The sequence below is a fragment of the Flavobacterium aquiphilum genome, from assembly GCF_027111335.1.
In the GTDB taxonomy this organism is placed as follows: Bacteria; Bacteroidota; Bacteroidia; order Flavobacteriales; family Flavobacteriaceae; genus Flavobacterium; species Flavobacterium aquiphilum.
Genome location: NZ_CP114288.1, coordinates 2,487,563 through 2,509,215 on the forward strand (window position 1 = coordinate 2,487,563; position 21,653 = coordinate 2,509,215).

The window sequence follows — 21,653 nt, forward strand, 5'->3', positions numbered from 1 at the left end:
CTGAATAAAAAAATAAAGAATATGAAAAACCTACTAATTGTTTTATTGTTAGTGAATCTATCAATATATGCGCAACAAGATGCTCAATATACCAATTATATGTACAATACAATCAACATTAATCCGGCTTATGCGGGTTCCCGCGGAGTTGCCAGTATTTTTGGATTGTATAGGACCCAATGGGTAGGACTGGATGGAGCACCAGTTACGAGTTCGGCTTCTTTTAATAGTCCAATTGAAAATTCAAATTTAGGTATAGGACTTTCTTTTGTAAATGACCGGATAGGAGCCTCAAATGAGACTGCAATTTCTGCTGACGTATCATATACGATTCGAACTTCCGATACTTATAAATTATCCTTCGGAGTAAAAGGAACCGCTAATTTATTGGATGTCGATTACTCAAAATTGAATCGATATGATATAATCGATCCTAAATTTCAGAATAATATCAATAGTGAGTTTTCACCCAATATTGGTGCCGGGCTCTATTTTTATTCGGACAAACTTTATCTCGGTTTATCCGTCCCAAATATTTTGGAAGCAGATCAATACAATGATAATGATGTAGCTACTTCTTTGGAACGAATGCACTTTTATTTGATTGGAGGTTATGTTTTTGATTTAAGTCCAAGTCTTCAATTTAAACCCGCTGTCATGTGCAAAACGGTGGTGGGATCTCCAATGCAGGTTGATTTATCCGCTAATTTTATGTTCAATGAAAAATTTGTTCTCGGTGCGGCTTGGAGATGGGATGCAGCAGCGAGTTTTATGGCAGGATTTCAAGTAAGCCAAGGCTTGTATATTGGATATGGTTATGATTTAGAAACTACCCAACTGGCCAATTATAACTCGGGATCGCACGAAATATTTTTGCGATTTGAGTTGTTCAAAAAACACGAGAGAGTTGTATCACCTAGATTCTTCTAAACAAAGCGACAATCATGAAAAAAACTACCTATATTTTTGTATTTATCATTAGTGTGATGAATATCTATTCGCAAAAATCGAGTTTGGCTAAAGGAGATAAAGAATATGGTCAATATGCCTATGTTGATGCCATAAAAACATATGAAAGAGTATTTGAAAGAGGATTCAAATCACCCGAAATGCTCGAAAAACTAGCAAACTCTTATTATTTTAAAGCTGATCTACCGAATGCAGCTAAGTGGTACGGCGAACTATATGCTGCTAATCCGAATTTAACTTCTGAAAACTTTTATCGTTATGCTCAGTCTTTAAAAGCAATTAAGGACTATGAAAAGGCCGATCAAATGATGGCAAAATTCACTCAAATGAATGCTAATGACCGAAGAGGAAAATTGGCCGGTGATCAAAAGGATTATTTGGCACTTATAAAGAAGAATTCGGGAAGGTATATCATAGAAAACCTTGGGATTAATACCGAGTATTCAGATTTTGGAAGTTCTTTTTTCGGAGATAAAATAGTTTTTACTTCTGGAAAAACCAACGGAAGGATCCATGAAAGAATTTGTCCTTGGACAGGTGAAGCCTATACAAATCTTTATATGGCTAACAAAAGTGCAGACGGAACGCTATCAGCAGTTGAAACAGTTTCTTCTACTATTAATTCAAAATACAATGAATCGACAGCAGTTTTTACAAAAGACGGTGAAACGGTTTATTTTACCAGAAATAATTTTTTGGAGAAAAAAGGAAAAGACAGAGATGGGAGCATCTTACTGAAAATATACAGAGCAAAATTTAAAAAAGGAGTTTGGAGTGATGTAACAGAATTACCGTTTAACAGTGATAGTTACAATGTAGCGCATCCGGCTTTGAGTCCCGATGAGAAATACCTCTATTTTGCATCTGATATGCCTGGGACATTAGGGCAATCGGATATTTTTAAAGTGGCTATTAATTTTGACGGTAGTTTTGGATCGCCTGAAAATCTGGGAGATGTTATAAATACTGAAGGAAGGGAAACATTTCCGTTTGTTAGTGATGACAATGAACTTTATTTCTCTTCAGATGGACATCCGGGTTTAGGCGGTTTAGATGTATTTGTTTGTAAAATTGAAAAAGACAAATGGTACAAAAAAGTTTTAAATGTAGGCGAAACATTAAACAGCTCCAAAGACGATTTTGGTTTCCTGATTAATTCGGGTACAAAGCTTGGTTATTTTACGTCGAATAGGGATGGTGGAGCAGGAAAAGATGATATTTATAAATTTAAAGAGGTAAAAAAAATCCAGTATCCTTGTGATCAATCGCTGGCTGGAAAAGTTACTGATAAAGCTACAGGAGTATCGCTTGCCGGATCAAAAGTCTCTTTGTCTGATAGCGAATATAAAATGCTAAAAGTGGTTATTGCGGATAAAGATGGTAAATTCGATTTTGGAGTAATTGGATGTAATGCTAAATACCACATTAGAACTGAAAAAGAGGAATACATAACTACTGAAGTACCCGTGGCAATTCCTGATGAATCCGGATCAACATTCGTTCCATTACTATTGGAGAAAGCAATAAAAGAGATGAAAGTGGGTGATGACTTAGCCAAAGTATTGGAATTAAAAACTATTTTGTTTGATTTGGATAAATCCTATATCCGTCCTGATGCGGCTTTAGAGTTGGCTAAAGTTTTTGATGTGATGCAGCAAAATCCAAACATGAAAGTCGATATCCGATCTCATACTGACAGCAGAAACAGTGCCGATTATAATAGAAAACTTTCCGATAGAAGAGCGAAATCAACAATGAACTGGCTGATAAAAAATGGAATTGACAAAAGTCGTTTAACAGCAAAAGGATATGGGGAATCCCAATTGCTGAATAAATGTTCAGATGGTGTAAAATGTTCGGAAGCGGAACATCAGGTGAATAGAAGAAGTGAATTTATTATTGTGAAGCAATAGATTTGATTGTCATTTTTACAAAAAGTTTGTTTTCAAATTATAATTATAAAACAAACTTTTTGTAAATATCCTCATCATATTTTTTAAAATTTAAGTTAAAAATATGCCACAAATTGTTTTTTTAAAGAAGCTTCTGTCTTACAATCTTCTTAAACTTTTGCTAATAGTGTTTCTGTCTTGCGGTTTGCTCATTTTTATTAATCTTTTTACAATCAAAATTTTATCGGCAAGCAGAGCTTATGTCAATGGAGAATCGCATTATTCAAAGGCTCAAAAAGATGCATTTAGGCATCTTATTACTTATATGTATACCCAAGATGTAAGAGAGTGGAAACTGTTTAATGAAGAATTAAAAGTTCCTTTAGGAGATGGTGCTGCCCGAATTGCTCTTTTGGCCGAAGATGTTGACGAGGAGATAATTAAAGATGGATTTAGGGCAGGACGAAATAGTGAGTATGACTTAGATAATCTCATTTGGTTGTTCAGAAATTTTAAGGATGTACCTTTTTTTACAAAAGCCATTAAAGAATGGGAAGAAGGGGATAAAATGATTCAGCAATTGCAGCGGTTTGGAAATAACATTCACCGTGATGTTGAAACTTCAAATTTGGATTCCGAAGTCAGAAAAAAAATCCTTTGGCAGCTTGGTGTTATCAGTAATAAGTTAACGATCAATGAACGTAAATTTTCCAATACAATTGGAGAAGGAACGAGGAAGATTAAAGATTTATTACTGCTTGTAAATGTCCTTTTTATTTTGATTATAATCAGCAGTGTGAGCTATTATTATTCATTAATGGTTAAAAGGCTTATCGATTCCAAAAAAGAAATTGAGATTAAAAATGGAAACTTGTCAATGCTTAACCATGAACTTGACAATTTTGTGTACAGTGTTTCGCATGATTTAAGGTCTCCAATTACTTCCCTTAAGGGATTGATAGAATTGATAAAATTGGAAGACGATTTAGAAAAGATTAATTATTATCTGATGTTGATGACTCAAAGTCTGAACAGGCAAGATCAGTTCATAAAGGATATTATTGATTATTCAAAAAACAAGCGAATTGAAACAAGTATAAAAACCGTGAGTTTAAGCATGTTGATTGATGAATCAATTAGCTTGCACAGCCATAATAAAAGTGCTGATAAAATTACGATCACAAAAGATCTATTAATTGATGAGGTTCAAAGTGACAGCTTAAGACTTAAAATTATAGTGAATAATTTGATTTCAAATGCTATAAAATATGTGGATGAGGAAAAAAATGAAAATACAATAGCAATCAGAACTTATAATTCGGGAGTTTTTCATAAAATCGAAATTGAAGATAACGGTATTGGGATTCAGGAGGAACATAAAGAGAATATCTTCGATATGTTTTTTGTGATCAATAGCAATAAAGGATCCGGTTTAGGACTTTATATAGTCAAAGAAACATTGAATAAGCTAAATGGTAGTATTTCAGTATCTTCAAAAAAAAATGAAGGAAGTAAATTTACTGTAACAATACCAAATCTGTATCTAAATGGAAATTAAATATGATTTTTTATTGATTGAAGACAATCACATTGATCAGTTCGTTATGACACAATTGTTTAAAAAAGTGTTTAATGTGACAGAGGTCAATATTGCTAATAATGGGAGGGAGGGGATTGATTGGATTTATGAGAACAGAAGAAAAATTAGTAACCCTTTGGTTATTTTGTTGGATATCCAAATGCCAATTATGAATGGATTGCAATTCTTATTTGAGTACGAGTGTTTAGAGGAAGAATTAAGAAAGGAGACACAGATTTTTATGCTTTCCTCATCATTAGATATTGATGAAATTCAGTTTCTTAAAGATAATAAATATGTTACCGACTTTTTGAGTAAACCAATTTCGATAGATAGATTTAGGGAGAGATTAAATACTTGTCTTTAGTAATACGTTAGTTTTATAATGTATCGGTTATCAATTTGCATTGCTCAATTAAGATCAGAATTAGATGCTCAGTCACACCGTTTTTTGCAATAAGTCCTGCATCTGTTCAGACAGAGGACTTACTATTGTAATTATATAAAAGAATTGGATATTTACAAAAAGCCTTCATCCGCAAAGGAGTAATAGGATTCCGGAGTAATAATTAGTGAATCTAAAAGTGTGATATCTAGCAGTTTTCCGGCTTCTTTAACTTTTTGAGTAATTTGTCGATCTGCTTCAGAGGCAATTAGCTGTCCGGAAGGATGGTTGTGGACATCTACAAAACCAAAATTAAAGCCTCTCAAAGACCTCAAATCAAATCCTCCAGAGAGGCTTATAAACTGATATTATCGACTTGGGATTTCAACAAAATAGAATTCTAGAACAATTTAAAGTAGTATTCTTAAACCAGGCCAACAGAGCCCTCGGAATCATTGAACTTTCCTCCGGAGGAATTAGTGGTACTATAGTAGATGTCCGCTTAGTGTTCTCAGCTGCTCTCAAAGCCAAAGCATCAGCTATAATAGATGAGTTCGATTTCCGATACGGCTTGCCAGTTTTGATTTTGAGTTTCCATGATTTTTGATGTTTAAGATTAATTATGGAACCCAATCCGGGCATTGATGAGCGAGCGCAAAAAGCAACGCAATAAAGCTGACGCTTAGTCTGCATTTATGGGGGAATTTTTTGTAGCGAACCGATAAGATGCCCGAACTTTGTGATGGAATTAGGCGCCAATTTTCTGAAAGGATTACTAATTCTAAAAAGGTTAATTGTCTAAGGGTGTCTGGTCGGGGCAAAAAATAGCCGAATCCATGTATAAAACGAAAGAGGCTGTCCTTACTTTTAGACTGCCCCCAAAAAGTTAGAAGAGAGAATCTTGATTAAAATATCAATTCATTATTTAATTGCTTTTAGGCTAAAGAAACAATGATTTTCTTGATAAATAAAAACAGCTCTTATTAAACTTTAATTTTTGCACCTTACATTATTTATTAAACCCATTGATATCAAAAATCATAAATTTGTGAGGAGAAAAAATGATATTTTGAATTATAGATGCAAAAAAATATAATATAATAAATTTTAAAAGAATGTATTTTTTTTGCATTGCATTAGAGAATCTTTTCTTTAAATTTGTCGCCTTATGAAAAATTGGTGCACTAAACTTTTACTTTCAGTTGTCATTTTCTTAAATGGTTATGGCAATGGTTATGCACATTTAAATACTTTTTCGAATAATAAATTTTCTTTTATAACTGAATTTAAGACCAATTTTACAAATGAACACAACATAACCAGAGGACGTTCATTTGCAACTTTTAAAAGAAAAATTTGCCTTTTTGATAATGAAGAAAACGAAGAGAATTTTTCTTCTGTTCAAAAACAACTTGTAAAAAATAATTACTTTTTAATTTTTCAAAGCAATAATCGTTTTGTCGTTTCTGCGACTACTTTTACCCAAAAAGTAAATGATTGCAAAATTTTCAGTTTACTTTATAATAAAGTATATCTGTTATTTCAGGTTTTTAGAATTTGATTTTTAATGCTGTTGTAGCAAACAGCTGATTTCTTTATTGTTTTATCCTCTGTATTCTGACTTTCAGAAAATAGACGGATATAAACTTCTATGGTCTATTCTCAAAGACCTTTACTTAAAAGTCAAAAATAAACTACATTTTAATGCTGAAATAATGATGAAAAGAATTTTCATGATGGCGAGTTTGTGCGCCTTAGTTTTTACAAGCTGTAACTCCAAAAAAGAAGAAGGAAAAGAGGAAAAAACCAAATTTCTGGTTACCAACCCAATAGAAAAAGATACTACAATAACCAAAGATTACGTGTCGCAGATACATTCCATTCAGCATATTGAAATAAGAGCTCAGGAGCGCGGTTATTTGGAAAAAATTTATGTTGACGAAGGGCAAATGGTTAAAAAAGGCCAGCTGTTATTTAAAATAATGCCTGCACTTTATGAAGCAGAGTTAAAAAAATCTAAAGCAGAAGTAAGTTTTAGTACCATTGAATATCAAAATGCTAAAAAACTGACCGATGAAAAAGTGGTTTCTCCAAACGAACTGGCTATGGCAAAAGCCAAACTGGAAAAAGCAGATGCCGAAATGGCTTTGAGCAAAGTTCATCTTCAGTTTACGGAAATCAGAGCACCTTTTGATGGTATTATTGATAAGTTTCATGTTCGCCAGGGAAGTTTAGTTGATGAAGGAGAATTGCTGACAGAACTGGCAGACAATAGTTCAATGTGGGTGTATTATAATGTTCCGGAATCTGAATATTTGGATTATCAGGAAAAGGCTGGAAAAAGCGGCAAAATGAAAGTCAATCTTTTAATGCCAAACAACAAAAGATTTCAATATTCAGGGGTTGTAGAAACCATTGAAGCCGATTTTGACAGCGAAACTGGAAACATACCTTTCAGAGCTACATTTCCCAATCCGAAAAGATTATTAAGGCACGGAGAAACAGGAACCATCCAAATGCCGATAGATTTGAAAAACGCCATGCTGATACCTCAGAAAGCGACTTTTGAAGTTTTGGATAAAAAATATGTGTATGTGATCGACAAAAACAATGCTGTAAAATCCAGAGAGGTTGTTATTGCTGCCGAAATGCCGCATTTATTTGTAATTAAAGAAGGTTTATCTCTTGATGATAAAATACTTTTAGAGGGGCTTCGTCTTGTTAAAGAAAATGATAAAATCAACTACGAAGTGGTAAAACCCCAATCGGTTCTGTCCAATTTAGAACTATACGCAGAATAACCGAATCTAAAAAAAGAACACATGTTTAATAAATTTATACACAGACCCGTTTTTGCAATTATAATCTCGATTATAATTGTCTTTTTAGGTACGCTGTCTATCAAGCAGCTTCCTATATCACAATTCCCCCAAATTGCGCCCACAACAGTCAATATCTTTATTGCATATCCGGGAGCAAGTGCCGATGTGTTGGTAAAATCAACTTTAATCACCTTAGAGAATTCTCTTAACGGTACACAAGGTGTTCGTTATATGGCAACCGATGCCACGAGTGCGGGAGAAGCAACACTTAGAATTATATTTGAACCAGGAACCGATCCTAATGAAGCTGTAATCAGAGTTAAAACAAGGGTAGATCAGGTAATGCCATTATTACCTGAACTGGTTCAGCGTGAAGGAGTTGTTATAACTCCTATCCAGCCCAGTATGTTGATGTATGTCAACCTTTATTCAAAAAGCAAAAGCATGGATGAGAAATTCCTCTACAACTATGCCGATGTAAAAATGATTCCCGAAATCAGCCGTGTAAAAGGTGTGGCAAGAACCCAGATTTTAGGAAGCCGTAAATACGCTATGCGTGTATGGCTGAATCCAGACCGAATGAGAGCCTATAAAATTTCTGTTGAAGAGGTTATGGAAGCGCTTCAGGAACAAAGTATTATTGGTCGTCCGGGAAGATTAGGACAAAGTTCCGGGATTGCCGCACAGTCTTTGGAATATGTACTGACTTATAAAGGAAGATATAACGAACCTAAAGAATATGAGAATGTAATTGTACGTGCTAATTCTGAAGGAGAAAGTATTCGCTTAAAAGATATTGCAAAAGTAGAACTGGGAAGTGAATTTTTTGATATTTACTCCAATCTTGACGGACATCCTTCTGCTGCAATTGTATTAAAACAAAATTACGGCAGTAACGCCAGCGACGTAATTAACGATGTGAAAGCGAAACTGGAAGAAATGAAAGCCAATTTTCCTCCCGGAATGGATTATAAAATCAGTTATGACGTTTCGCAGTTCTTAGATGCTTCTATCGATCAGGTGGTGCATACTTTAAGAGATGCCTTTATATTGGTGGCTTTAGTTGTATTTATCTTTTTAGGAGACTGGCGTTCGACTTTAATTCCGATTATTGCCGTTCCTGTTTCTTTGGTTGGTGCTTTCTTTGTAATTCAGATGTTTGGAATGTCCATCAATCTGGTGACTTTATTTTCTTTGGTATTAGCCATCGGAATTGTGGTAGATAATGCCATTGTCGTCGTCGAGGCCGTCCATGCCAAGTTTGAAGAGTTTCCCCATATTACGCCTTATAATGCAGTTAAATTGGTGTTGGGTGAAATTGGAGGAGCTATTATTGCGATTACCGCCGTTATGGTTTCTGTATTTATTCCGGTTTCATTTATGTCGGGACCTGTGGGAACGTTCTATAGACAATTCTCGGTTACGATGTCAAGTTCAATTATCATTTCAGCAATTGTAGCCTTGACTCTTACTCCTGTTCTTTGTGCTATTCTTTTGAAAAACAATCATGGAAAAGAGAAAAAAGGAAATATACTGACGAAATCACTTGATGCCTTTAACCGCTGGTTTGAAAGACTTACCGGCAGATATGTGACCGTTTTAAAAACAATCGTAAGCAGAAGAGTTTTAACTTTTGGAATACTAATTGCTTTCTGTGCATTTATTTTTATTGAAAATCAAGTACTGCCTTCCGGATTTATTCCAAGTGAAGATCAGGGAACTATTTACGGAATCATTCAGACACCGCCTGGAGCTACTTTAGAAAGAACCAATCAAGTGGCTCAAAAGCTTCAGAAAATCTGTGAAAAGGTTGAAGGAGTTGAATCAGTTTCTTCATTGGCGGGTTACGAAATTATGACAGAAGGACGTGGTTCTAATGCCGGAACGTGTTTGATTAACTTAAAATCATGGTCTGACAGGAAACATTCTGTGAGAGAAATCATGGAAGAGTTAGAAAAGAAATCTAAAGATCTGGGAGCTGTTGTAGAGTTTTTTGAACCGCCCGCAATTCCTGGTTTCGGTTCATCAGGAGGTTTTTCTATGCGTTTATTAGATAAAACAACCAGCACAAATTATCAGGAATTTGATAAAATCAACAAACAGTTTATGGCTGAATTAGGCAAACGTAAAGAGCTTTCCGGTTTGTTTACTTTCTTCGCTGCCAATTATCCACAATACGAATTAGAAATTAATAATGATCTTGCCATGCAGAAAGGCGTTTCTATTGGTAAAGCCATGGAAAACCTTAATATCTTAATCGGAAGTACGTACGAACAGGGATTCATTAAATTTGGACGTTTCTTTAAAGTGTACGTGCAGTCTGATCCAAAATTCAGAAGACTTCCGTCAGATGTACTAAATCTCTTTGTGAAAAACGATCACGGAGAAATGGTTCCCTACTCAGCTTTTATGACACTTAAAAAAACACAGGGACCGAATGAAATTACGCGTTACAATATGTACAATTCTGCCGCAATTCAGGGACAACCTGCCAGCGGATATACAACAGCAGATGCCATTAAAGCGGTTCAGGAAACGGCTCTTAAAACACTTCCGAAAGGATATGATATTGCTTGGGAAGGTCTTTCTTATGATGAAGCCGGCCGAGGAAACGAATCTATCTATATTTTTCTAATCGTATTGGCTTTCGTGTATTTTGTATTAGCAGCGCAATACGAGAGTTTTATTATTCCGCTTTCTGTTATTTTATCTATTCCTGTGGGAATCTTAGGTTCTTTTGTAATACTTCAATTGATGGGATTGCAAAACGATATCTACGCACAAATTGGATTGATCATGCTCGTTGGACTGCTTGGTAAAAATGCCGTACTGATAGTCGAATTTGCTGTCCTCAAACATCAGCAAGGCGCGACAATATTAGAAGCTGCAATTGAAGGTGCAAAAGCACGTTTTAGACCAATCTTAATGACTTCATTTGCCTTTATTGCCGGTTTAATTCCGTTGATTTTTGCTTCCGGAGCTGGTGCAATCGGAAACCGAACTATTGGTGGATCTGCACTTGGAGGAATGCTTTTCGGAACTATTTTCGGAGTAATTATAGTTCCTGGACTATACTACATTTTTGGTTCGATGGCAGAAGGTCGAAAACTAATTAAAGGAGAAGAAGAAAGTTCATTATCTGATGATTTTATGCATCATGTAGATGATTTTTCAACAAACAATCAAACGGAGGAAAATGAAGAATAACAGAAATATAAAATACGCAGGTCTTGCCTGCGTATTACTCACTATAGCAGGCTGTAAAACGACTTCTGTTGTAGAAAAAACAGAAAACAAAACAGTACCTGAAAACTATGCCGATAATGGTTTAGATACTCTCAATACAGGAAAAGTAAAATGGAGAAGTTATTTTACGGATGAAAATTTAGAAAACCTGATTGATATCGCATTAAAAAATAATCAGGAATTGAATATCACACGTCAGGAAATTGAAATTGCGAAAAGCGAAGTAAAAGCGCGAAAAGGAGAATACCTGCCTTTTGTTGGTTTTAATGCCGGAGCTGATCTTACCAAATCAGGAAGATATACAAGTACTGGTTCCGGAGAAGCAACAACCGAAATTATGCCCGGAAGAGAAACTCCAGATCCGCTTCCTAATTTTCGTTTTGCATTGACATCAAGTTGGGAAATAGACATTTGGAATAAACTTCATAATGCTAAAAAAGCGGCTTTAAATCGTTATTTAGGTTCTATTGAAGGAAAGAATTTTGTAATCACTAATCTGATTGCTGAAATAGCTGATTCGTATTACGAACTTTTAGCATTGGATAATCAATTAGAAATTATTTTACAAAATATTGATATTCAAACTAATGCTTTAAAGATTGTGAAAATACAAAAAGAAGCAGCAAGGGTTAACGAACTGGCTGTACGTAGATTTGAAGCACAAATTTTAAGTACGCAGAGCCTGCAGTTTGATATTCAGCAGCAGATTACGGAAACTGAAAATAAAATTAATTTCTTATTGGGGCGTTTTCCTCAAAAAATTGCTAGAAACAGCAAAACTTTTAGCACGATAACTCCTGTAGATGTCCATGCGGGAATACCATCTCAGCTCCTTGAAAATCGTCCAGACATTAAAAAAGCAGAAATGGAATTAGTTGCTGCCAAACTTGATATTAAAGCTGCTAAAGCTAAATTTTATCCTTCGCTTGGCATTTCTGCAGGAATCGGATACGAAGCTTTTAACACAAAGTATCTGCTGACTTCTCCAGAATCATTATTGTATTCTATTGCAGGCGATTTAGTAGCTCCTTTGATTAACAGAAATGCTATTAAAGCGAGTTATCTTACTGCAAATGCCAAACAAATTCAGGCTGTTTATCATTATGAAAAAACATTAGTAAATGCTTATGTAGAAGTTGCCAACCAGTTGTCTAAAATCAAAAACACAGCTCAAAGTTATGATTTGAAGTCCAAACAGGTTCAGGCATTAAACGAATCTGTTCAAATATCAAACAACCTTTTTAGTTCAGCCAGAGCCGATTATATGGAAGTTCTTTTGACACAAAAAGATGCCTTAGAGTCTAAGTTCGAACTAATTGAAACTAAAAAGCAGCAAATGAATGCTTTCGTAAACGTTTATAGAGCGTTGGGAGGAGGTTGGAATTGATTTTTTATTATTTAGTGAAAGGAAGGTAGTCTACAAAGGACAGCTTCATTTATGGGGAATTTTTTGTGGTGAACTGATAAGATGCCCGAACTTTGCGATGGAATTAGGCGCCAATTTCCCAAGAGAATTACTAATTCTAAAAAGGGTAATTGCCTAGGGATGTCTGCTCGGAGCAAAAAGATAGTTGAATCCATGTATAAAACAAGAGGGGCTTTTCACTAGGAAAAGCCCCTCTTTGCTAAAGGCTTTCGGGATTTTGTTGTTTGAGGCGGGAGCGGATTTGATAGAGGTTTTGTTCCATAAGGGCAAGGATACTTTTATGGTATTTTGAGGGTTTGTTTTTAAAGCCCCTGCACTGGATGATTTTCATTTTGGAAAGGGAGAGTTCAAGGGTTTCTATGGGGCGGTCGTCCAATTGGGCAGAGAATAGGAGCGAATCTTTTTTGGTGTAATATTCATTGGTAAAAATGCAGTGGGAGAGTAAATCCCCTTCCTCCATAAAATCCCGAATGTTTTCCAGTACGGACAGGCTCAAGTTATCTTGAGAAAAGCGAAGCCCGAAAAATGGCTCTTTTTCTTGGGTATATAAAACCTGTGCTTTTTGGATTTCAGAGCGGATTTGGAGCAGGTATTTTTTGCGCTGAACCGCCCTTTTTTTACTAACTAGCCTATCATGAGCCTCATTGAGATTGTCAGGGCAGACAAAAGCGGAACAACTGAGGTCTTTTTTGAACCAGTGAAGCAGGGAAATATAATCTTCCCATGTTTTAAAATCTTCAATTTTGTAGTTGTTTTTAAGACAGGTTTTGACCGCCTCGGGGCGATGTTGTAAAAGCCAGTTTTAAACCCGTTTCTTTTCAGCACAGGCAGTACTTTCTTATTGGGGAACACCCTGTAGGGATTGATTCGGTATTTGGGGGAGTTTTGGAAATTTTTTGGGCGAATTTCAAGGGAGGAGGAGTATTGCCACTGGTCATAGGTATGGGAAAACATATTGGTGCTGATACTCATACTGCGGACTTCCCCTTGGGCGTTTATCCAGTGCTGCATGACTTCTTTGTGAAAGTAGGAGGGCAGGCAATTCTTTTTCATGTGTTTGTGCGAACAGATGATGCGCACCACCTGATAGCCTGCGTATACGTCCAAAACGGCGGAATATTCAATTTCTTTGAAATACACCCGATTGCAGTCCTGCATTTTGAGTTTTCCTGCACAGGCTGTACATTTTATAAATTTTGTGCAGGCTTCGTTTGCATAGTCAGGCTTCCAAGAGTGGTTGCATTCCAGGCAATAAAATTTTCCTCGGGAGAGCACTCCCCATTTAAGGAAAACTGTTTTTTCTGCCCAGGCGTGTACCTTTGACGGGATTGGGGCAAGTGAAGTGCTGAGCCGTGTTATTTCTTTCTCGGTGTGGGTTTTCGGTGTCATAAGTCAAAAAGGGTTAAGGCGGTTTGCACGGTTTTAGGAATTTCTTTTACAGGAGTTTTGTCTACCACCTTTTGGGCGGTTTCAAACGGGGTGGAGAATAAATCCGCCAGTGGGGGCTTATTTACAGTTATATCGCATTTAATTTCTGCGGGTGAGGTGATTGTATCATCAATATAATATTGGACAGCTATATCAAAAATCTCGTTGTCGGCAAAGACATTTAGCCCTGTTTTTTTGACTTCGCTTATAATGTGTTTGATGCACTGCTCTAAATTTTTAGAGGGCTTTGCAAAAGCGAGGGAGAAAGCGGTATCATTTACCGCTTTCTCTTTGAGAAAATTCTCGATTATATTTTTAAAGGTTTCGGAAGCGTCCATCACTCAAAAGATTTAAAATGTTAAAAGGTGTTATTCAAAACTGTTTCTGTAGATGTCGTAGCAGTATTCTTCTAAACAAAGCCAGCACATAAAGGTGTAGTGGGGAAGCCCATAGCGGTTGGCAATCGGTTCTCCGAGTGATTCTTCGAGTTCGGTTTTGATGTTTTCCAAATCCTCCAAATGTTCGATGTAAAAGGCTTTGCAGTCGGTGTGGTAGATAAATTCGCCTATCATTCCGCTAATGCACCCGCTATGTTGCAGATCAAGCAAAAAGGATTTGAGTTTTTCTTTTTTGGTTCCGTCATAGGATTCCATATTGTTGCGGATTATCGCATTGAATGTGCGACTTACATCATAGTCACTGAACATTGATTTTGTCAAGGCTTTCATAATTCATTTCTTTAGGCTTATACATCTTTTGCGAGCTGTTAAAAAGGCAGATCATCGGGGTCTTTGTCGGACTGGGTTTCCATCGTCGTATTGTCCTGTGATCCTTTTGGAAATGAGAGGATTTTAACATGACTGGTGTGAAAGGTAAGGCTGCCGTGTGCTTGGGCATCACTTCCGATATAGGCATTGCACCCAATGCGCCCGAAGAGTTCCACGAGTGTCCCTTTCTTGAGCCCCTGTGCTATTTTGGAACTGAGCCAATAGGAGCATTCGATATAGGTCACTATCTTTTTAAATTCGGATGCCCCTTTGGGTTTATAGCTGTCGTTAATCGCTATACTGAAATTAACGACTTCGCGGTCTCCGTTTACTTTACAAACGGTGGCGTCTTTTGTAATTCTTCCTGTAATTTCCATGACATACAATTTTAAAGGTTACTGTTGTTTTGATTTTTTCCCAGTCCCCGAAATGAATTTTTTCAAAAGAAAACGGGAAAAAAGAAAGCACAAGTAGAGTGTCCGAATTGGAAGCCGGAGTGCTATAAGTCCCGAAGGGTGGTGGAGCGGGAGCGGAGCCATTATGCGCATGCAGGCGAGGGAGGACACTACTTTAGCTGCCCTTTTAACCCGTTTTGAATGAAAATCATGTCCTAAATGATAGAAGCTATTTGGATTTGTACAGAAACATGTGCTGCAGAAACGTTATTTAGGCAAAGGAAAGTTTGTGATTTCAGTGGGGGAGTTTCTGAAAACGATGACTGCAACAGTTAAAGGTAAGCCCAGAATGAATATTCCTTTGGCTTTAAAATAGAAAGGCATAGGAGAGAGAAGAAGGTTTTTTTATGGTATTGAAGGGCTGTTATGATATTGAACAGGCGAAGAAAAAAGAGAAAAAGGGAAAATCCATAACCATCGATTAGGTAGGGAGAGAATTTCCAAACAGAACTGTCTTCATGGGGTGGCATTGAATCCCCCTCAACAGGAAAGCTCCTGTCTTTTTCGGATCCTAAAAAGGACAAAGAAATATGTTGCAGATTTTCAGTATATTCCGGATCGGCATAGCCATTCAAATAACCAGCCTTTACTTTTTAGGTCACCACTCCAATATAATTCATTAAATTATTTTTTCTTAATAACCAAATGTGATTGTGTAGGGGCATCGAGTAAGCGCTCCATTTCAGAATTGACTATATCCTGAATTTCCTGTTTAATTTGTAGGTAATTCCGTTGGATGATTGAATGGTCAAGTTTTCGTACGTGAGGAATTTCGGTATAATTGGCTTCTTCTTTTAGGAGTGCCTGATGGTCGTTTATGATTTTTGAGTGGAAGGTTTTGAGTTCGATTTTGCAGTCGGGGTTATCGGCAACCATCCCTACAAATTCGCCTGAACTTAATGTGGCTATTTTGGAAGGAGGTACGGCAGCTTCGAGTTGTTTGGAACGACTAATGGAGGTATCGTCGCTATTAATCGAAAGGCTTTCCCTGTCTTGCATGATTTTACCGATGCGTTCCGAGAGGTGTTTTTTATGTGAATTTGTTGGAGGGATCTTTATTTGGAAGTGAGGCATTATATGGCTATCGTCTGGACACAAATATATAATTATGCAATAATGAACTACGGATGGCACCGATAATATAGATTTAAAAAGATTAAGATTAGTAAAATCCGTGTCATCCGTATGCTATTTTAGAGGTGTCCATGCGGTAGCTTATAAGGTATTGTTCTTTTAGTGTGCTACGATTTTTAATTTTCGTATAATTAATAAAAAGTGTAATTTTTTACATGATATAATTTTTATTTAACTATTTGTTTTTTAGTTGTTTATTGGTTTTTTTATGCTTTTTATTTTGTAAATTTATAGGTCACATTTAGATGAAATCCAGATTTTAAAAAAACTTTAAAATCAGTTGAAAAAATGGCAATAGCTAGACAACGTTCAGAAGTAGAGGCCGAAATCATTGAGGTTTTAGGCGTCGTTCCGGGATTCATGAAAGGGATACCCGATGCGTTTTTGGATTTTGAATGGGAATTATTCAAAGGGCTTCAACTCGGAGAAACCCTTATTCCCAATAAATACAAAGAATTAATGGGAGTTGCATTACATTCAGAAACAAAATGCAGATACTGTACTTTGTTTCACACAGAGACCGCAAAGCTCTTTGGTGCAACAGATGCGGAAATACAGGAAGCGGTTCATTATGCTAAAATGTCGCTTGGCTGGAGTGCTTATCTCAACGGAATGCAAACTGATTATGACGAGTTTGCAGAAGAGTTGCAACAGATAGGTAATTATGTAAAAGAAAATATGGCACAACATGCACATTGAAAAAAAGAATAATCTGGTATTTCACCTGACGCTTAGCGGCTATGAACTAGCTACTTTAATTTCGTCCGCGCGCTGGGTGGCAGAAGGAGCTCAAGGCGAGCTTACCCCCGAAGCCATTGAACAGTTGAAACTGGTTGTTTCCAATTATGATCGGGCAGCTGCTTCGCTTAACGAACGTGAATCGAAATAAAATATAGTATCAAATCTTTGGTACTATATTTTTTTTGTCCATTATCCAAGTGGCTCTGGAATTAAGGCCTCAATGGCAAAGAATAAAAATCCCACATTAACGCTGAACTAGGAATTACAGTTGCGCATTACAAACCCGCCGATTAGTTTTTCGTGTATCATTTTCTAGCTCGGTATCTTTCCATTTCTTCACCAATTTTAAATAAAACAAACCAGAGAGAAAGTGGTATGGAGTAGATTTTAAAAGCTATGAGAATTTGTGACCCAATGCTAATCCTTGTAGCGCTCACTACTTTTGATAGTTGATAAATAAAAAAAAAATGAAATTTAAAATACTAATTCTTAAAAAATATAGCGTCAAAAAGCGAATATGGCATAAATTATATTATTATCATATAAATCGATGTAATTAAGTGTAAAGTTTCTTAAATTAGCCTAGATGCTGATATATTTATAATCAAATATAGCTTTTTATTAATTTTTTAATAATTACAGATGGTAAATTTTACACCTAAATTAAGTCCCAAAGGATGGGATGAAATGTTTTCCAAGGATGGAGTAAGAGATGCTTACAAACAAGTGTTGCAAACATTGGAGAGTTTAAATCTGGACAAACTTAATGTAAAACAGAAACAGGCATCGGATATTTTTATGAATCAGGGGATTACATTTACTGTTTATAGTGATGATAATCAAGGAATAGAACGGATCTTTCCCTTTGATATTATTCCCAGAATAATCACAAAAAACGAATGGATTGAAGTTGAAACTGGAATTGCACAAAGATTAAAAGCGTTAAACTTATTTCTTGAAGACATTTACAATGAACAGTTAATTGTAAAAGACGGTATTATGCCAGCTTCATTAATAGCATCTTGTCCGCATTATCTACCGGAGGTACATGGTATCAAAGTGCCTCATGACATACACGTTCATATCGCTGGAATAGATTTGATAAGGGGAGAAAAAGGGGAGTTTTATGTGCTGGAGGACAATCTACGATGTCCCAGTGGGGTGAGTTATATGCTGGAGAACAGGGAAATCACCAAAAGGATTTTCCCGGAAATGTTTCAGGCAAATAATGTGAGTATGGTGGCCAACTATCCCATGATTTTTCATAATATTTTAGTTTCCCTTTCGCCAAGAAGCATCTCTAAACCCAATGTTGTTTTGTTAACTCCGGGAGTTTATAATTCGGCTTATTACGAACATACTTTCCTGGCGAGACAAATGGGAATTCCGCTTGTAGAAGGTCGGGATCTAGTGGTGAACGACCATAAAGTATATATGAAAACCACTTCGGGTTTGCAGCAGGTAGATGTAATTTACCGCCGTTTGGACGATGAATATCTCGATCCATTAGTCTTTAAACCTGACAGTGCACTTGGTGTTCCGGGCTTGATTAGCGCATATAAAATGGGTAATGTGGCTTTGGTAAATGCCGTTGGAAATGGTGTTGCCGATGATAAAGCCATTTATGCTTATGTGACACAAATGATTAAATATTATCTAAACGAAGAACCTATTTTGAAGAACGTTCCAACCTATCAAATGGAAAATCAGGAAGAACGCGAACTGGTTTTTGCAAATATGGAAAATATGGTTATAAAAGAAACCAATCAAAGTGGCGGCTATGGCATGGTTATGGGAAATAAAGCTACTGAAGAAGAACTGGAAGCGGCTAAAATGGCTATATTGGGTAATCCAAGAAACTTTATAGCACAACCTATCATTCAGTTGAGCACTGTTCCCTGTTACATTGACGGTGAATTAAAACTGCGTCATGTGGATTTACGACCTTATGCTTTATGTGGCCCCAATGGTGTGAAAATTGTTCCTGGCGGACTCACCAGAGTTGCGCTGACCGAAGGTTCTCTAGTGGTGAATTCTTCACAAGGAGGAGGAAGTAAAGATACCTGGATTATGAAATAAATAAAGATAAGATTGTTTTTTTAACTAGTAAAGAAGTTGCTATGGAAGTAAATATGCTCAGTCGTGTTGCCGACGGAATGTTCTGGCTTAACCGATACATGGAAAGAACCGATGGATTGCTGCTTGCCCTCAATACCCTTTATATCATGTCATTTGATCAGGAAACAAATGATTATCAAGGATACAGACCGCTGTTAAAATATTATACTGATTTGACTCCAGAATACATAGCCGAATTCCAGTATGACACTAATTTTGTATTGAAATTTGTCATTTGTGACACCAAAAACATTAACTCTGTTCGTAACCTGATTACCAAAGCCAGGGAAAATGCGAGAGGTTCTCAGGATAAAATCACCAAAGAACTTTGGGAACACATCAATTCGATGTATCATTATATCAATTCGCCCGATTTACCCAAAAGATTAGAAACACCGGAAGCTATTACTATTTTGGCGAAGCTCAATAAAGATTTTTTGCTCTATAACGGTATTTTTCAGGTTACGATGCCCCGGGGATTAGGCTGGTGTTTTTCCAGCATCGGTAAACATATCGAAAGGTGTTTACAAACCATTTCGATGACACAATCGTATTATGCTCCCATTGAATACAATTTAGATGGTAAGGAAGATTTACTGTATTGGCGAAAATTATTATTGTCGTTATGTGGTTATGAATTATACCTCAAAAGTTACAGTAACATTCCACATAATCGAAAAGTAATCCAACATGTGATTTTTAATCCTGATTTTGCCCACTCAGTGATTTTTACTTTGGGATTGATTCAAACGTATTTAGAATGTATTTTCAAAAACAATAACTTAATAGAAGCACGTAGCATGCGTAACCAATTTGGACGATTGAAAAGTTATATTGAATATACCGATTATCACAATCTTAGCAACTTGCAATTAGAGCAAGTACTCAAGAACACCAAAGATCAGTTAAATGAATTTTCGATGGATTTCTCCAAATTATTCTTTTCATACACCTAAAGCAATGGCAGTTTTCAACATAATTCACATTACAAAATACCAATACAACTTAGCAATCAAAGAAAGTATTAACGAAATTCGCTTGTTTCCCCATAACTTTGAAAATCAGGATGTATTGCAATTCCAACTTTCAATTACACAAAATCCAAATGTAGCGATCAGCACGGATTATCATGGAAATAGAGTAGGAAGTTTTAACATATTGGAAGCCCATACAGAAATGATTATTGAATCACGAATGCAAGTTCGCGTAATTCATTCGCTTAAAATTCCTGAAATTGATGCTACTAAGGTCAGTGATTTAAATTTAGACAATAACATCTATTTGTTACGCCTTTGTTATCCCGAAACAATTAAAAAGCAAGATGAAATTTGTGCAATCCTAAACGAAATTGACTGCAAAAACAAATCGATTATTGAGATCGCTTTTAATTGTAGCCAATATATTTACAACAACTTTAACTATACCAAAGGAATCACAAACATTGAAACTACCGTTGATGAAATCTTAGGGCATCGAAAAGGCGTTTGCCAGGATTTTGCCAATGTGTTGCTGCAATTGTTACGAACCGCCGGGATTCCTTCCCGATATGTAAGCGGTTATATTTGTCCAAACGAAAGTGGTCTTAGAGGCGAAGGTGCTACCCATGCATGGGTTGAGATTTATACTCCCAAACAAGGCTGGCTTGGTATTGATCCAACCAATAATATCTGGACAATGGACAACCATGTAAAACTTGCCGTAGGACATCACTTTGTAGATTGTACTCCGGTAAAAGGTACTTTTAAAGGTGTTTCGAAGCAAACCCTTTCTGTTTGTGTTTCCATTGGTTATGAAGACGGAAGGCATTTTGAAGAAATCAACAATGTTGAGTTAGAAAAAAATTCAATTGAATTTCAGCAACAATTGGATTATGCCGAACAGCAACAACAGTAATCCGAAAAAGAAAGAAACAGGTATTTCAACCCAAGAATATATTCAGACCAAAGTTATTGACCTGCCAAAAGAAAGAGTATTCAATCCTAACAAGTCAATTAGTGAAATAAGTTATGAACTGGGGTTTAAATATCCACAACATTTTACAAGATCCTGTTTAAGCAAAAAACAGGATTAACACCTAATGAGTATAGAAATTTAAATTATAGTTTTAGCTAGATGATGTTGGGGGGCTTGTTTACCTGTCTGAAAGTAAGGTTAATTCTAGGGAGTACCTCCCTTGCCGTTTTAGGAACCTGATGTTGCCAAAAACTATTTGTTGTGCCCGCCATAAGCAGGAACGAACCATGATGCAGTGGAATCTCCACCTGCGGAATCTCTTTGTTGAACTTGTGTCTTAAACGGAATAAGCGGGTTTCCCCAAAAGTCACCGAAGCGATGATGGGGTTGATGCCGGATTTGTCCGTTTTGTCGCTGTGCCAGGCTACGCTGTCTTGTCCGTTTCGATATAAGTTCAGTAGTACAGCATTGAATTTTACATGGATTTCGGCTTCCACCCGCTGGCGGATATTGCGCAGATCTTTAGTAAGTTCTTGAGTATTGGAACCGGCTTCGATATTATTTTTGTCTTCAAACCATGAAACCATTCTCGGAGCCGTAACCACTTTGTCGTACATAGGTATTTCATACTCGTACCAATGCGTATCAGCTAAGAAATGCTTTTTGAAGATTATTAAAAGTAAAAGAGGCTATCCGAAATTACTTTCGGACAGCCTCTTTGTAATCCCTGCTATCTAT

General features: G+C 36.4%; 20 protein-coding genes and 4 pseudogenes. 15 read left to right on the forward strand and 9 right to left on the reverse strand.

Translation table 11 applies throughout. The annotated features are described in order from the left end of the window. The first annotated feature begins 21 nt into the window (after positions 1 to 21). The 4 genes from OZP12_RS10245 to OZP12_RS10260 all read left to right on the forward strand — a co-directional run bounded on the left by OZP12_RS10245 (position 22) and on the right by OZP12_RS10260 (position 4,807). A complete protein-coding gene (locus OZP12_RS10245) occupies positions 22 to 930 on the forward strand; it encodes a PorP/SprF family type IX secretion system membrane protein (RefSeq protein WP_281228991.1) in 909 nt (302 codons plus the stop codon). A 14-nt stretch (positions 931 to 944) separates the two neighbouring features. After that, a complete protein-coding gene (locus tag OZP12_RS10250) occupies positions 945 to 2,882 on the forward strand; it encodes an OmpA family protein (RefSeq protein WP_281228992.1) in 1,938 nt (645 codons plus the stop codon). A 103-nt stretch (positions 2,883 to 2,985) separates the two neighbouring features. Then, entirely contained in the window at positions 2,986 to 4,419 is a 1,434-nt protein-coding gene (locus tag OZP12_RS10255; protein ID WP_281228993.1) for a sensor histidine kinase, read from the forward strand. Continuing rightward, on the forward strand, positions 4,409 to 4,807 hold the full coding sequence (locus OZP12_RS10260; protein ID WP_281228994.1) for a response regulator: 399 nt from the start codon (positions 4,409 to 4,411) through the stop codon (positions 4,805 to 4,807). Before OZP12_RS10255 ends, OZP12_RS10260 begins: the two co-directional genes overlap by 11 nt. 152 nt (positions 4,808 to 4,959) lie before the next feature. Here OZP12_RS10260 and OZP12_RS10265 read toward each other — a convergent pair. Beyond that, positions 4,960 to 5,124, reverse strand: a pseudogene (locus OZP12_RS10265) (JAB domain-containing protein); the annotation flags it as partial. Here OZP12_RS10265 and OZP12_RS10270 point away from each other — a divergent pair. The 5 genes and pseudogenes from OZP12_RS10270 to OZP12_RS10290 form a co-directional block, all read left to right on the forward strand. Continuing rightward, positions 5,110 to 5,372 (forward strand): annotated as a pseudogene (locus OZP12_RS10270) (JAB domain-containing protein); the annotation flags it as partial. The pseudogenes OZP12_RS10265 and OZP12_RS10270 overlap by 15 nt on opposite strands. A gap of 621 nt (positions 5,373 to 5,993) precedes the next feature. Beyond that, the gene (locus OZP12_RS10275; RefSeq protein ID WP_281228995.1) at positions 5,994 to 6,386 is read left to right on the forward strand and encodes a hypothetical protein; all 393 of its coding nucleotides are present in this window, start codon (positions 5,994 to 5,996) and stop codon (positions 6,384 to 6,386) included. 157 nt (positions 6,387 to 6,543) lie between these two features. Further along, positions 6,544 to 7,626 carry an efflux RND transporter periplasmic adaptor subunit gene (locus OZP12_RS10280; RefSeq protein WP_281229052.1) on the forward strand — a complete coding sequence of 361 codons (1,083 nt, stop codon included), beginning with the start codon at positions 6,544 to 6,546 and terminating at the stop codon, positions 7,624 to 7,626. Positions 7,627 to 7,647: 21 nt separating this feature from the next. After that, positions 7,648 to 10,854: an efflux RND transporter permease subunit gene (locus OZP12_RS10285; protein WP_281228996.1), complete on the forward strand. Its 3,207-nt coding sequence runs from the start codon at positions 7,648 to 7,650 to the stop codon at positions 10,852 to 10,854. Next, positions 10,844 to 12,280 carry a TolC family protein gene (locus OZP12_RS10290; RefSeq protein ID WP_281228997.1) on the forward strand — a complete coding sequence of 479 codons (1,437 nt, stop codon included), beginning with the start codon at positions 10,844 to 10,846 and terminating at the stop codon, positions 12,278 to 12,280. Before OZP12_RS10285 ends, OZP12_RS10290 begins: the two co-directional genes overlap by 11 nt. 238 nt (positions 12,281 to 12,518) lie before the next feature. Here OZP12_RS10290 and OZP12_RS10295 read toward each other — a convergent pair whose 3' ends face one another. From OZP12_RS10295 to OZP12_RS10320, 7 genes and pseudogenes are all read right to left on the reverse strand, one after another. Beyond that, a complete protein-coding gene (locus OZP12_RS10295) occupies positions 12,519 to 13,061 on the reverse strand; it encodes a PcfJ domain-containing protein (protein WP_349293577.1) in 543 nt (180 codons plus the stop codon). Beyond that, a complete protein-coding gene (locus OZP12_RS10300) occupies positions 12,944 to 13,708 on the reverse strand; it encodes a hypothetical protein (protein ID WP_281228998.1) in 765 nt (254 codons plus the stop codon). Before OZP12_RS10300 ends, OZP12_RS10295 begins: the two co-directional genes overlap by 118 nt. Continuing rightward, positions 13,705 to 14,085: a Cas9 inhibitor AcrIIA9 family protein gene (locus OZP12_RS10305; RefSeq protein WP_281228999.1), complete on the reverse strand. Its 381-nt coding sequence runs from the start codon at positions 14,083 to 14,085 to the stop codon at positions 13,705 to 13,707. The genes OZP12_RS10300 and OZP12_RS10305 overlap by 4 nt, the downstream gene beginning before the upstream one ends. A gap of 30 nt (positions 14,086 to 14,115) precedes the next feature. Next, entirely contained in the window at positions 14,116 to 14,475 is a 360-nt protein-coding gene (locus OZP12_RS10310) for a DUF7222 domain-containing protein (protein ID WP_281229000.1), read from the reverse strand. Positions 14,476 to 14,513: 38 nt separating this feature from the next. Then, positions 14,514 to 14,891, reverse strand: a complete 378-nt coding sequence (locus OZP12_RS10315) for a single-stranded DNA-binding protein (RefSeq protein WP_281229001.1) — start codon at positions 14,889 to 14,891, stop codon at positions 14,514 to 14,516. A 524-nt stretch (positions 14,892 to 15,415) separates the two neighbouring features. After that, positions 15,416 to 15,562: pseudogene (locus OZP12_RS20615) on the reverse strand (XRE family transcriptional regulator); the annotation flags it as partial. A gap of 31 nt (positions 15,563 to 15,593) precedes the next feature. Beyond that, complete coding sequence (locus OZP12_RS10320; RefSeq protein ID WP_281229002.1) at positions 15,594 to 16,043, reverse strand: hypothetical protein; 450 nt, start codon at positions 16,041 to 16,043, stop codon at positions 15,594 to 15,596. A 348-nt stretch (positions 16,044 to 16,391) separates the two neighbouring features. Between OZP12_RS10320 and OZP12_RS10325 the strand changes: the two genes are divergently transcribed. From OZP12_RS10325 to OZP12_RS10350, 6 genes and pseudogenes are all read left to right on the forward strand, one after another. Then, positions 16,392 to 16,802, forward strand: a complete 411-nt coding sequence (locus OZP12_RS10325; protein ID WP_281229003.1) for a carboxymuconolactone decarboxylase family protein — start codon at positions 16,392 to 16,394, stop codon at positions 16,800 to 16,802. Continuing rightward, entirely contained in the window at positions 16,792 to 16,992 is a 201-nt protein-coding gene (locus OZP12_RS10330) for a hypothetical protein (RefSeq protein WP_281229004.1), read from the forward strand. The genes OZP12_RS10325 and OZP12_RS10330 overlap by 11 nt, the downstream gene beginning before the upstream one ends. Positions 16,993 to 17,486: 494 nt before the next feature. Then, complete coding sequence (locus OZP12_RS10335) at positions 17,487 to 18,923, forward strand: circularly permuted type 2 ATP-grasp protein (protein ID WP_281229005.1); 1,437 nt, start codon at positions 17,487 to 17,489, stop codon at positions 18,921 to 18,923. A 41-nt stretch (positions 18,924 to 18,964) separates the two neighbouring features. Continuing rightward, positions 18,965 to 19,918 (forward strand): alpha-E domain-containing protein, encoded by a 954-nt coding sequence (locus OZP12_RS10340; RefSeq protein WP_281229006.1) that lies wholly within the window; start codon positions 18,965 to 18,967, stop codon positions 19,916 to 19,918. Next, complete coding sequence (locus OZP12_RS10345) at positions 19,872 to 20,855, forward strand: transglutaminase family protein (RefSeq protein ID WP_281229007.1); 984 nt, start codon at positions 19,872 to 19,874, stop codon at positions 20,853 to 20,855. Before OZP12_RS10340 ends, OZP12_RS10345 begins: the two co-directional genes overlap by 47 nt. Positions 20,856 to 20,862: 7 nt before the next feature. Continuing rightward, a pseudogene (locus OZP12_RS10350) lies at positions 20,863 to 21,074 on the forward strand (helix-turn-helix domain-containing protein); the annotation flags it as partial. Here the strand turns inward: OZP12_RS10350 and OZP12_RS10355 are convergent. Then, entirely contained in the window at positions 21,071 to 21,589 is a 519-nt protein-coding gene (locus OZP12_RS10355) for an alpha-ketoglutarate-dependent dioxygenase AlkB family protein (RefSeq protein WP_349293578.1), read from the reverse strand. The pseudogene OZP12_RS10350 and the gene OZP12_RS10355 overlap by 4 nt on opposite strands. Positions 21,590 to 21,653: the final 64 nt, after the last annotated feature.